General features: G+C 60.6%; 8 protein-coding genes. 5 read left to right on the top strand and 3 right to left on the bottom strand.

The window, feature by feature from the left end; translation table 11 throughout:
* Positions 1–5 precede the first annotated feature (5 nt).
* Positions 6–1157 (top strand): macrolide transporter subunit MacA, encoded by a 1152-nt coding sequence (gene macA / locus J4E63_RS14580; RefSeq protein WP_192260503.1) that lies wholly within the window; start codon positions 6–8, stop codon positions 1155–1157.
* Positions 1158–1159: 2 nt separating this feature from the next.
* On the top strand, positions 1160–3121 hold the full coding sequence (locus J4E63_RS14575; RefSeq protein ID WP_207282427.1) for a MacB family efflux pump subunit: 1962 nt from the start codon (positions 1160–1162) through the stop codon (positions 3119–3121).
* Positions 3122–3206: 85 nt separating this feature from the next.
* On the opposite strand, the gene J4E63_RS14570 is transcribed toward J4E63_RS14575, so the two are convergent.
* A complete protein-coding gene (locus J4E63_RS14570) occupies positions 3207–4547 on the bottom strand; it encodes a diaminobutyrate--2-oxoglutarate transaminase family protein (RefSeq protein WP_207282426.1) in 1341 nt (446 codons plus the stop codon).
* A gap of 294 nt (positions 4548–4841) precedes the next feature.
* Here J4E63_RS14570 and J4E63_RS14565 point away from each other — a divergent pair, with 294 nt between their 5' ends.
* From J4E63_RS14565 to J4E63_RS14555, 3 genes are read left to right on the top strand one after another with little or no spacing between them, the layout of a single operon-like run.
* Positions 4842–6272 carry an efflux transporter outer membrane subunit gene (locus J4E63_RS14565; RefSeq protein ID WP_207282425.1) on the top strand — a complete coding sequence of 477 codons (1431 nt, stop codon included), beginning with the start codon at positions 4842–4844 and terminating at the stop codon, positions 6270–6272.
* Complete coding sequence (locus J4E63_RS14560) at positions 6269–7372, top strand: efflux RND transporter periplasmic adaptor subunit (RefSeq protein WP_404943327.1); 1104 nt, start codon at positions 6269–6271, stop codon at positions 7370–7372. Before J4E63_RS14565 ends, J4E63_RS14560 begins: the two co-directional genes overlap by 4 nt.
* Complete coding sequence (locus J4E63_RS14555; RefSeq protein WP_207282424.1) at positions 7369–10443, top strand: efflux RND transporter permease subunit; 3075 nt, start codon at positions 7369–7371, stop codon at positions 10441–10443. The genes J4E63_RS14560 and J4E63_RS14555 overlap by 4 nt, the downstream gene beginning before the upstream one ends.
* A gap of 66 nt (positions 10444–10509) precedes the next feature.
* Here the strand turns inward: J4E63_RS14555 and J4E63_RS14550 are convergent, their stop codons facing one another.
* A complete protein-coding gene (locus J4E63_RS14550; protein ID WP_207282423.1) occupies positions 10510–11376 on the bottom strand; it encodes a helix-turn-helix transcriptional regulator in 867 nt (288 codons plus the stop codon).
* Between the two features lie 29 nt (positions 11377–11405).
* On the bottom strand, positions 11406–12179 hold the full coding sequence (locus tag J4E63_RS14545; protein ID WP_207282422.1) for an acyl-homoserine-lactone synthase: 774 nt from the start codon (positions 12177–12179) through the stop codon (positions 11406–11408).
* Positions 12180–12263: the final 84 nt, after the last annotated feature.

The following is a 12263-nucleotide window of genomic DNA, read 5'->3' as shown; positions in this document are numbered from 1 at the left end:
TATTTATGGAAAAGTCGAAGTTTCGCAAAATCGCTATCGTGCTCGTACTGGTCGTGGTGGCCGGTCTGATTTTCTACAGCGCGCAATCGCCGGGCAAACCGCCGGAGTACCTGACTGCCACGGTCGAGCGGGCTGACATCGAGAACTCGGTGTTGGCGAGCGGGACGCTCCAGGGGGTCAAGCAGGTCGACGTCGGTGCCCAGGTATCGGGCCAGCTTAAATCGCTCAAGGTCAAGTTGGGCGACAAGGTCAAGAAGGGCCAGTGGCTGGCGGAAATCGACCCCATGCTGGCACAGAACTCATTGCGCCAGACCCAGGTCAACGAAGAGAACCTGATGGCCAAGCGGCAGGCCACGGCGGCGCAACTCAAGGACGCCAAGGCCACCTATGACCGCTACAAAAAACTGCAGCCGGACGACGCGATCTCCAAGCAGGAGTACGAGACTGCCGAGTCGAACTACAAGGTGGAAGCGGCGAACCTGCTCTCTCTCGATGCGCAGATAAAGGACGCCCGTATCCAGGTGGAAACCGCACGGGTCAACCTGGCCTACACCCACATCGTCGCGCCGATAGACGGTTATGTCGTGGGGATCGTGACGCAGGAAGGCCAGACGGTGATCGCCGAGCAACTGGCGCCGGTCCTGCTCAAGCTCGCCGACCTGGACACCATGACGGTCAAGGCGCAGGTATCGGAGGCCGATGTGATTCATATCGTTCCCGGCCAAGAGGTGTATTTCACCATCCTGGGGGAGTCGGAAAAGCGCTACTACGCCACACTGCGAGGCACCGAGCCTGCGCCGCAGAACTTCCTCGAAACCCAGGCAGCCGGGGCGCCCAAACAGAACACCGCGGTGTTCTATAACAGCCTCTTCGATGTGCCGAACCCCGATCATCGCCTGCGTATCTCCATGACTGCCCAGGTTCGTATCGTCTTGGACAAAGCCAAGGATGTGTTGACGGTTCCCGTCGCCGCGCTGGGGGCGAAAAACCAGGATGGCAGCTTCGTGGTCCGCGTGCTCGATGCCGAAGGCAAGGCTCAGCCGCGCAACGTGCAGACGGGCATCAACAACAACGTCAGGGCCGAGATCAAGGATGGCCTGGCTGAAGGTGACAAGGTTGTCATCGGCGAGCCGACCCCCGCCGTGGCAGGAGCCTGACCATGACGCGACCACTGTTGGAACTCGAGGGCATCACCCGCAGTTTCCTTGCGGGCGAAAAGGCGTTCATAGCGCTCAAGAACATCAACTTGACGATCAATGCGGGCGAGGTGGTCGCGATCACCGGTGCTTCCGGTTCCGGCAAGTCGACCTTGATGAATGTACTCGGCTGCCTCGATCATCCGGACGCCGGAAGTTATAAGGTGGACGGGCGCGAAACCGGTTCGATGGATGACCGTGAACTGGCCAGGTTGCGGCGCGACCACTTCGGTTTCATTTTCCAGCGCTACCATTTGCTGCCGCACCTGAGCGCCTTGCACAACGTCGAGATGCCGGCTATTTACGCCGGTGCCGCAGAGTCGCAGCGCCACAACCGTGCCGGGGACCTGTTGAAGCGCTTGGGGTTGGTGGGGCACCTGAGCAATCGGCCGAGTCAACTCTCGGGTGGCCAGCAGCAGCGGGTGAGTATCGCTCGGGCACTGATGAATGGTGGCGAGATCATTCTGGCGGACGAACCCACCGGTGCGCTGGACACCACCAGTGGCAAGGAAGTCATGAAGATCCTGCTGGAGCTCAATGCGGCGGGGCATACGGTCATCATCGTGACCCACGATGAGAAAGTGGCGGCTCACGCCCAGCGCATCATCGAGATCCGCGACGGTGAAATCGTCAGTGATCGTCCCAATCCGCAGAGGCCGCTGCAAGATCTGCCGGCACAAGACACACGCCCGACCAAGGTCAAGCCCACGAACGGCCTGCTCGCCAGCTTCGGCCTGTTCAGCGAAGCATTCAACATGGCCTGGGTGGCGCTGGTCTCGCATCGAATGCGAACCCTGCTGACCATGTTGGGCATCATTATCGGTATCACCTCGGTGGTATCGATCGTGGCGATTGGCGAAGGGGTCAAGCAATATGTCCTCAAGGACATCCAGGCGATCGGCAGCAACACGATCGAAATCATGCCTGGGTCCGACTGGGGGGACAGTCGCTCGACGGCTATCGAAACGTTGGTGTTGTCCGATGTGACCGCCCTGGGCGACCAGTATTACATCGACAGTGCGACGCCCAACCTGGGTCGCAACCTGCTATTGCGTTATGAAAACATCGATGTCAATGCGACCGTCAACGGTGTGAGCGCGAGTTACTTCCAGGTTCGCGGAATCAAGATCGGCTCGGGTGTGGCGTTCAGCAAGGACGATGCCCGGCGGCAATCGCAAGTGGTAGTCATCGACCACAACACAAGCCACAGACTGTTCGGCTCGCACACAGACCCGCTGGGTAAGGTGATTCTCGTCGACAACCTGCCTTGCACGGTCATCGGCGTGACCGAAGACCGCAAAAGCGTCTTCAACACCAGCAAGAACCTGAACATCTGGATGCCCTATGAAACCGCCGCTGGTCGGTTGCTGGGCCAGCGTTTCCTGGACAGCATCACGGTGCGGATAAAGGACGGGCAACCGAGCAAATTAGTGGAGGATAACGTCGTCAAGCTCCTGGAGCAGCGGCATGGTATCAAGGACTTTTTCACCTACAACCTCGACAGTGTGATGCAAACGGTGCAGAAGACCAGTCAATCGCTGGCGCTGCTGCTCTCGATGATTGCGATCATCTCGCTGGTGGTCGGTGGCATCGGTGTAATGAATATCATGCTGGTCTCGGTGACCGAGCGTACCCGGGAGATTGGTATCCGCATGGCTGTCGGTGCACGCCAGTCCGACATCCGCCAGCAGTTCCTGGTGGAGGCGGTGATGGTGTGCCTGATGGGGGGCACGATTGGCATCGCCTTGTCGTTTGGTATCGGCTACGTCTTTTCGATCTTCGTCAAGGAGTGGCAGATGGTGTTCTCGGTGGGATCGATCGTCACCGCTGTCGTCTGTTCGACCCTGATCGGAATCGTGTTCGGCTTCGTGCCCGCGCGCAATGCCGCGCGACTCGATCCGATCAATGCACTGGCACGGGATTGATCCGGGCTACCCAGGCTTGAAGCCAGGTATGGAACCCTGTGGCGAGGGAGCAAGCTCCCTCGCCACATAAGGTGTGCCTGGCGCCTTATACCGCTACGCGTGCCGCATGCGGGCGAGTCTCGCCGACCTTCCTCACCGCCTGTTCGAAGCGGTCCAGCACCATGCCGACCTCGGTCTCGGTGATGGTCAGGGGCGGCAGGAACCTGAGCACTGCGCCATGGCGCCCACCGGTTTCCATCATCAAGCCATTGTCGAAACAGTTGAGCTTGATGGCGTGTGCCCGGGCGCCGTCAGCCTGGCCGACGTGCTGGTTATCGGCCGGCTTGGTGATTTCCACGCCGATCATCAGCCCGCGACCGCGGATGTCGCTGATGAATGGAAAACGCTGCGCGATGTCCCGCAGGCCGCTTTCCAGTCGTTCGCCCATCCGGGCGGCATGGGCGACGAGATGGTCCCTGCGGATTTGCTGCATGGTGGCGGCGCCGGCAATCATCGCCACCTGATTGCCGCGGAAGGTCCCCGCATGCATGCCGGGGCCCCAGGTATCCAGATGTTCGGCGTAGACGATCACCGCCAGTGGGTAGCCACCGCCGATGGCTTTGGACAGCACCAGGATGTCGGGGACGATGCCGGCGTGCTCGATGGCGAATGTGCTGCCGGTGCGACCCAGGCCGGTCTGGACTTCATCGACGATCAGCAAGATGTCCTGCTCGAGGGTGATTTCCCGTAGCGCCCGCAGCCAGTTGGCCGAGGCCGGGATGCAGCCGCCTTCGCCTTGCACCACCTCGACGATGACCGCCGCCGGTTTGGCGATGCCGCCTTCCGGGTCCGAGAGGACGGTACGGATGTAGTCGATGGACAGTTGATCGGTATGCTCGCCATTGGTGCCGAACGGGCATCGAAACCGATAGGGGAAGGGAAGAAAGTGCGTGCCTTGGGCAATCAGGCCATCGCCGGTCTTGGGGGACAGCTTGCCCATCGCCGACAGTGCGCCGGCCGTCATACCGTGGTAGCCGCCGTGGAACGCCATCAATGGCGAGCGCTTGGTGTAGTGGCGGGCCAATTTGATGGCGGCCTCGACGGCGTCCGAACCGCTGGGCCCGCAGAAGAGAATCTTGCTGGTGTCGCGCATTTGCGCAGGCAGCATCGAGAACAGCTCCTGCACGAACGCATGCTTGGCCGGCGTGGCCAGGTCCAGTGCCTGCTGCAGCTGATCGCTGTCGAGGAAGCGCATCACCGCATCCCGGACTTCGGGCGGGTTATGCCCCAGGGCCAGTGTCCCGGCGTTCGACAGGCAATCGAGGAACTCCTGGCCGCTGGCATCCTTGATACGCATGCCCTTGCCGCTGACGAACAGGCGCTGGAAAGTCTGTGCATAGGTACGTGCGTTCGACTCGACGTTTTCGAGGTAAGTGAGTGCTTCCATATTCGATCATCCATTGGCTATGGAACGTGAACCGAGCGGGGGCCATTCATGCTCGACAGCAAGTGCAGCCATTACTGGGCAGGTCGGGCACATTTCAACAGGCCCCCGTCGTTATCGCGAGTTTTCCTGCCGGCACCTGTCCCCAATTTCCACGCCAGACATTGGAACGGGCGCAAGGTTAAATAACTGCCATACGAGCCTCATCAAGCCATCGTTAATAATCCGCCATCTCCCTGAGTTGTGCCGGTGCCGGGTGCCTTGCTGTTTTCACCTTTGACACCCCTAGAGAACCCTATGCATGTCTTCAAGCCTCCAGAGAGCATATTGCTGGTGACACTGTGTGCGGTGGCCTTGAGTGGCTGCGTATTGGGCCCTGACTATCGGGTGCCAGACGTCCCGATCGCCGCCAAGTGGCAGGCGCCGGTGCCCCATGGCGCGTCCGTGGCCGCGTTGGCCGACTGGTGGCGGCAATTCGATGACCCGGCATTGGCCGAGCTGTTGCGCCTGGCCGAAGCCGATAGCCCGTCCATGGACCAGGCTTGGGCGAATATCTCGCTGGCCCGTGCGACCGCCGACAGTGACGCCGCCGATGCCTTGCCCAAGTTCGACGCCAGGCTCTCCGGTGGCCGAGGTGGGCAGCAGACCGGTTCGCAGCGCCAGGGGGGCTCAGGCTCTTCCGCAGCGATGGATGCCGCCTGGGAACTCGATCTGTTCGGCAAGTTGCGCCGCAACAATGAAGCCGCCAACTCCCGCGTCGAAGCACGGGTGGATGACTGGCATGACGCGAGGGTTTCCCTGGCGGCCCAGGTGGGTGATTACTACGTGCAATACCGGGGCTGCCAGAAGTTGGTATTGGCCTACCGTGACCAGGCCCAGTCACAACAAGACACCGCGCGCATGACGCGCCAGTCGTTCGGGGCGGGCTTCACGTCCTCTGCCGATGCCGCGCTGGCCGATGCCAGTGCCGCCAGCAGCGCCGCGGCCCTGGTCCAGCAGCAGAGTGAATGCCAGGTGCTGCTCAAGAGCCTGGTGGCACTGACAGGCAGTGATGAAGGGCGACTGCTGGAGATGTTGGGCCACACGCCGGCGCAACTGCCGCAGCCGGCGGAACTCAATGTGCAACAGGTTCCGGCCGACTTGCTGCGCCAGCGCCCGGACATCGCCTCCGACGAGCGCGAGCTGGCAGCGGCGAATGCCGAGATCGGCGTGGCCCAGGCTGATCGCCTGCCGAGCCTGAGTCTTTCCGGGACGATTTCCGTGGGAACCATGGTGGGCCAGCGCAACCGCTCCTGGTCGCTGGGCCCGGTGCTGTCGGTTCCGCTGTTCGACGGTGGCAAGCGGCGCGCCGCGGCGCAGGGTGCCAAAGCCTCGTATGACGCGGCCCTGGCGGTCTATCGCCAAACGCTGCGCACCGGTGTGATGGAAGTGGAGCAGGCCCTGGTTCGTCTCGATGCGGCCCGTCGCCGGGAGTCGGATGTGGAGCGCTCCACCGCAGGTTTCCGGGAGTCTTTCGAGGCCATCGATCGCAGTTGGCAGGCCGGCAATGTCAGCCTGCTGGACCGGGAAACCGCACGCCGCCAGGCGCTGACAGCCGAGATTGAATTGATCACCTTGCAGCAGAATCAAGTGCGCTACTGGATCGCCCTGTACAAGGCACTGGGGGGCGGCTGGCAAGCCGATCAGCCCCTGGTGCGGAGTCGGGCATCAGACGGAGACGGCGCGTGAGGTCGCGACCAGGCAAGTTCGCGTTGGCGATCGCGGTGTGCGCGATCGTGGTGGCGTTGATCTATTTTCGCCGGGGCGCCGAACCGGTCGAGGCCGCCCCCCCGGTCAGCAGCTTGAGCGTGGAAGTCGTCCAGGCGCAACGCCAGGTCTGGCCACAGTTACTGTTTGCCAATGGCGCGCTCGCCCCCTGGCAGGAAGCGGTCATCAATGCCGAGACCAGCAACCTGCGCATCGCCAGCATCGAGGCCGATGTGGGCAGCCGGGTGAAGAAGGGTCAACTGTTGGCCACGCTGGCCAGCGAAACGGTGGTTGCCGAAGAGCACAAGCAGAAGGCGCTCGTCGCCCAGGCCGGCGCCAACCTGGAGCAGGCCCGTTCCAATGATCGTCGGGCCCGGGTCGTCGGGCAGGGCGGGGCCTTGTCGGAGCAACAGCGTGAAGACTACCGGATCAAGGTCGCACTCGCCGAGGCTGACCTAGCCGGCGCCCGTGCCGAATTGCAGAGCACGCGGATCAGGCTCGGACAAACCCGCATCCTCGCCGTGGACGATGGCATCATTTCGGCGCGCACGGCGCTGCTTGGCAAGGTGCTCTCCGCCGGCGACGAGCTGTTTCGCATGGTGCGCGATGGCCGCATCGAATGGCAGGCCGAGCTGGATGCCCGTCAACTGGCCCAGGTTCAGCCAGGCCAGGTCGCCCGTATGACGTTGCCCGACGGCCAGAGCCTGGAAGGGCGCGTGCGGCTGGTATCGCCCACGTTGAATACCAAGACCAGCCGGGGATTGGTCTACGTCTCCCTGCCCACCGACAGCGCCGCCCAGGCTGGTATGTATGCCAGCGGCCAGATCGAATTGGCGCCCCGCGAGGCCGTCACGGTACCAGACACTGCCGTCATCCTGCGGGACGGACGTTCCTATGTGTTCACGCTCAATGACGACATGCACGTGGTCCAGCGACCGGTAGTGGTCGGCCGGCGCTTGCATCAGGCCGTGGAGATTCTCAGCGGCCTCGATGAGCCTGCCCGAATCGTGCGAGCTGGCGGTGCGTTCCTCAACGATGGTGCGCGTGTGACCCTCGTTCAATCCCAGGTCGCCCAGCCATGAACATTTCAGCCCTGTCGATCCGCCATCCGGTCCCGGCCGTCATGCTGTTCATTCTGCTGACGCTCTTTGGCCTGTCGGGTTTCGAGAAGCTCGCCATCCAGGATTTCCCGGACATGGACCTGCCAGTGGTGGTGATCAGCGCCTCGCTGGAAGGCGCGGCCCCGGAGCAACTGGAAACGGAAGTGGCGCGCAAGATCGAGGACAAGCTGACGTCCCTGCGCCTGCTCAAGCACGTGACGACGAGCATCACCGACGGTGCCGTCAATATCAGCGTCAGCTTTGACATCGACAAGGATGGCAACGAGGCGCTCAACGAAGTGCGTAACGCGGTCGACAGCGCCATGGCGCAGTTGCCGGCGAGCTTGGACACACCCTCGGTTTCCCGGCTGACCACCAGCGCCTCGGCATTGCTCACCTATGTCATCGACTCCGATAACCTGGATGAAGAGGCGTTGTCGTGGTTCGTCGACAATGAGTTGAGCAAACAGCTGCTGGCGGTGCCCGGTGTGGCAATGATCGCACGCATGGGCGGCGTCGACCGGGAAGTCCAGGTCAATCTCGACCCGGCCCTGATGGCGGGCCTGGGCATTCGCGTCACGGACATCGCCAACCAGTTACGGGCGATGCAAAAGGACAACTCCGGCGGCCAGGGCAATCTGGGCAGCGGCCAGCAAGCCATGCGGACCCTGGGTGCCATTGACGATCCGGCGGCCCTCGCTGCCATCGACATTCCCAGCGGCGACGGTCGCCTGCTCGCCCTGGGGCAGTTGGCCGACATTCGCGACACCCACGCCGAACGCAGCACCCGGGCGTTTCGCGATGGCAGGCCCGTGATCGGTTTCCAGGTCACCCGTTCCCTGGGATTCTCCGATGTCGGCGTCGCCAATGACGTTCGCAAGGCCATGACCGCGTTTGAACAGCAGCATCCCAACGTGCAGATCGTTGAAGCCAGTGACACGGTCAAGGCCGTGCTCGCCAACTATCACGATTCGATGAATTTGCTGTACGAAGGCATGCTGTTGGCGGTGCTGGTGGTCTGGTGGTTCCTGCGGGACTGGCGCGCCACGCTCATCGTCGCCACGGCACTGCCGCTGTCGATCATCCCCACCTTTGGCGTGATGTACCTGGCCGGATTCACCCTCAACGCCGTTTCCCTGCTGGCCCTGGCGTTGGTGATCGGTGTGCTGGTGGACGATGCCATCGTCGAGATCGAGAACATCGCGCGGCACTTGCGCATGGGCAAAACTCCGCTTCAGGCCGCCACCGAGGCTGCGGATGAAATCGGTCTGGCGGTGCTCGCCACGACCGTGACCCTGGTCGCAGTGTTCCTGCCCACGGCGTTCATGGGGGGGATCGCCGGGAAGCTGTTCCGCCAGTTCGGTGTGACGGCGTCGGCGGCGCTGCTGTTTTCACTGCTGGTGGCGCGGCTGCTGACGCCGATGATGGCGGCTTATTTCCTCAAGGCAAGGCATGAAGCCGACCATGACAGCCCGTTGATGACCCGCTACCTGGGCTGGATCCACGCCAGCCTGACTCGGCGCAAGACGACGATGGGCCTGGCCGCCCTGTGCTTCGTCGGGGCTCTGGCGTTGGTTCCGTTACTGCCCACCAGCTTCCTGCCAGCGCAGGACACTGGCCGCAGCAAGATAACATTGGAGCTGCCGCCGGGAACGACACTGGAGTACACCACCGCGATGGCCTTGCAGGCCAGCGAACGGCTGCGCGAACTCCCCGACGTCAAGCATGTGTTCAGCTCGGTGGGGACCGCCAGCAGTTCGGCCGTCGGGCCTGGTGATATCACTGGCGCCGGCGATGCGATCCTGACGGTGGAACTGGTGCCTCGCAATGCCCGCGACCGCAAGCAGATGGAGGTCGAAGCCCAGATGCGCCAGGTGTTGCGCACACTTGCGGGAGTGCGCGTCAATGTCGGTGGCGATGGCAGCGGAAAGAAGCTCAATATCGTGCTTGCCAGCGATGACGGCGATTTGCTGGAGCGCACGGCCAGCGCGCTTGAGCCCCAGTTGCGTGAGTTGCGCGGGATCGGCAATGTCTCGTCCAGCAGCGCCTTGCAACGACCGGAAATCCAGATGCGGCCGGATTTTGCCCGGGCAGCGGAATTGGGCATCACCAGCCAGGACATCGCCGATACCTTGCGCATGGCGACTTACGGCGAATACTCCTCGCAACTGGGCAAGATCAATTTATCCCAGCGTCAGGTGGACGTGCGGGTGCGCATGGATTCGCTATTGCGCGACGACTTGCAGGCGATCAGCCAATTGCGGGTAACCGGTCGAGACGGCCAGGTCGCCCTGGCCTCGTTGGGGGACATCAGCATGGGCAGTGGGCCGGCGCAAATCAGCCGACTGGATCGCCTGCGCAATGTCACCCTGTCTATCGAACTCAACGGTCGCAACCTGGGCGAGGTCATGGCCGAGGCCCGCCAACTGCCGGTGATGCGCAACTTGCCAGCCGAAGTGAAACTGGTGGAGCAGGGCGAACTGCAGTTGATGGCGGAGTTGTTCGCCAGCTTCGGCCTGGCCATGGCCATCGGCGTGTTTTGTATCTACTCAGTCCTGGTGTTGTTATTTCACGACTTCTTGCAACCGGCCACGATTCTTTCGGCCTTGCCGCTCTCGCTGGGTGGCGCGTTGTTGGCCTTGCTGGTGTGCAACTTCAGTTTTTCCCTGTCATCGGTCATCGGCTTATTGATGTTGATGGGTATCGTGACCAAGAACTCCATTCTGTTGGTGGAGTACGCCATCATGGCTCGCCGCGATTATGGCCTGGGTCGATACGATGCGTTGGTGGATGCTTGCCACAAGCGCGCCCGCCCAATCCTGATGACCACCATTGCGATGGGGGCCGGGATGTTGCCGACGGCGATGGGAATGGGCGAAGACCCGAGTTTCAGGCAACCGATGGCGGTGGTGGTCATGGGGGGGTTGCTGACGTCGACGTTGTTGAGCCTGCTGGTGGTACCGGTGATTTTCACTTACGTGGACGATGCGCTTGAATGGCTGAAGCGTCGCACTCGATCGCCGATGGAAGAGGGGGCGGTAGAGGAAGTTTGAGGGAAACAATATTCCCCCAACAAGTACTCGATTCGGTCATTGAACGAGCAATCGTTGGGGGTGGGTTTAAACGGCTTGTTGGATCGGGCTATTGCCATTCCATTCCAGGTGAGCCGGTGTTGCATCCATCGAATGCATCCAGCGGATCAGCGAACGACGTCCACCAATTCCCATCTTTATCGCGGCGCGCTTCAAATAGCTTTCGACTGTATTGACCTTCAGGTTCAGTTGCTCGGCAAGTTCGGGGGCAGTGCGTCCGGCCAGCAAACCTACGCACACTTCCGTTTCGCGAGAGGACAGACTCAATCCTGACAGTAACAATCGATCGGCGAACCTTTGGCGCAGTGCTTCCATGCCGCCGTTTTCCGAAGCGTCCAATGCCAGGAAAGGGTCCTGCCGAGTAGATTCAGGTGGAACAAGGGCTGCCACGTGCTCCTCGACCATGGGCAATAAAAGACAGGAGAAATCTTTCAATAAAGCATGTTCTTGTGCGGTAAATCCCTTTGAAAGAGGCGATCGATAGATGGACAGCACATAACGACGACCATTCTTTCGGGTGGCCAGGTGTAATTGCGTCGTCGTGCTGTGGCCGGGGGATTTTTCCGGGCGCTCGCATTTAAGCAGGCAGCGGGAAAAGTTGGGTATTTTCTGCGATGCTGCATCTTCAAAGAGTATGTCGTCGGCCAGGAAAAAGGGCTTGGCGGTGTGGCTGTCCATGAGCGCACCGACGCAGGCGTTGTCGAGGCCGACGCAGCCTATGCTGGAGGTGCTGGGTTCAGACATATTACTTGTGCCGATCCGTTGTTCGGTAATATGTGTTGCATCCACGGGTATTTCCGTGAGTATCAGGTCGTGCAACATGCGCGGAAAATTGCGACTGCCTGTACTGGCAATGACTTTGCCAACGTGCGGGAATAATCGTTGTAGGTTCATCCTTTCTCCAAAATCATCCAATTATTTGATTAAAGCTGCAGCTCAGTGTGCATGGGTATCTTTGCCGGAATATTTCGAGCAGGGAGTATCTGGGCAGTATCCAAGGATTTATGGAGTGTATCTGACGAGCGGTGTGTCATGAGGGGGTTGGTAAGTACCGTTGCTCTGTTGATGGCGTTCTTGCTGAGGACCTCGTCATAAGTTTTAAGCGTGCATGGCAAAGTGCCGTAAATTATGTGTTCTCCCTTCGAGCCTAATGCCGTATTGAGTCTTTCAATTGGCCAGCCAGAACGCTTCAGGATTTTTTCCATCAGGGTGTCTACGACGATTTCATAGGCGTGAATTTTTTGTTGTTGGGCGAACTTAATCATTGACAGGAAAAGTGCCGCTGTGCGAATGTCTACATTAGCTCGGGTGAGTTTTCCCGTGGAGAAATTATTGGTTGAAAGTGCAAATCTTGTGGCTTCCCAACAGTGATCCAAGTGCGGTCTGGTTTTTTCGGTTGGAAGGATAAAATTCAGGGGGCCGCTCATCAGTGTGGGTTTGCTGGAGGGGCGTAGTCGAACACAACCGGTGACGCGGTCGTTTTCATGGGCGTAGATATAGAGCGCGTCGGGGTCGTCGTATTCATCCCACTCATAATCGCTGCCTTGATAACTTTCAATGTCCCACTTCTTTCGATCGATGAAAGCGAGTTTGCGAATGGACAGTATTTGTTCGAGGGTGTTAAGGGGGATTTTTGAGTAGCTTACGATGCTGGTGGATACGCCGGAAAATCCATAGGTGCATGGGGAGTAGTTCATGGATGCGACTTCTTGGCTGCAGGTGAAGCTACTGTTAACTTTGCACTACGGTATTTCAACTGTCCTAAAGTACAGTCTTTGATT

Origin of the sequence: Pseudomonas sp. FW300-N2F2 (genome assembly GCF_017351655.1) — a bacterium.
Lineage (GTDB): Bacteria > Pseudomonadota > Gammaproteobacteria > Pseudomonadales > Pseudomonadaceae > Aquipseudomonas > Aquipseudomonas fluorescens_AA.
The sequence above is the reverse complement of the archived record's forward strand: the minus strand, read 5'-3'. Positions and strand labels throughout refer to the sequence as shown.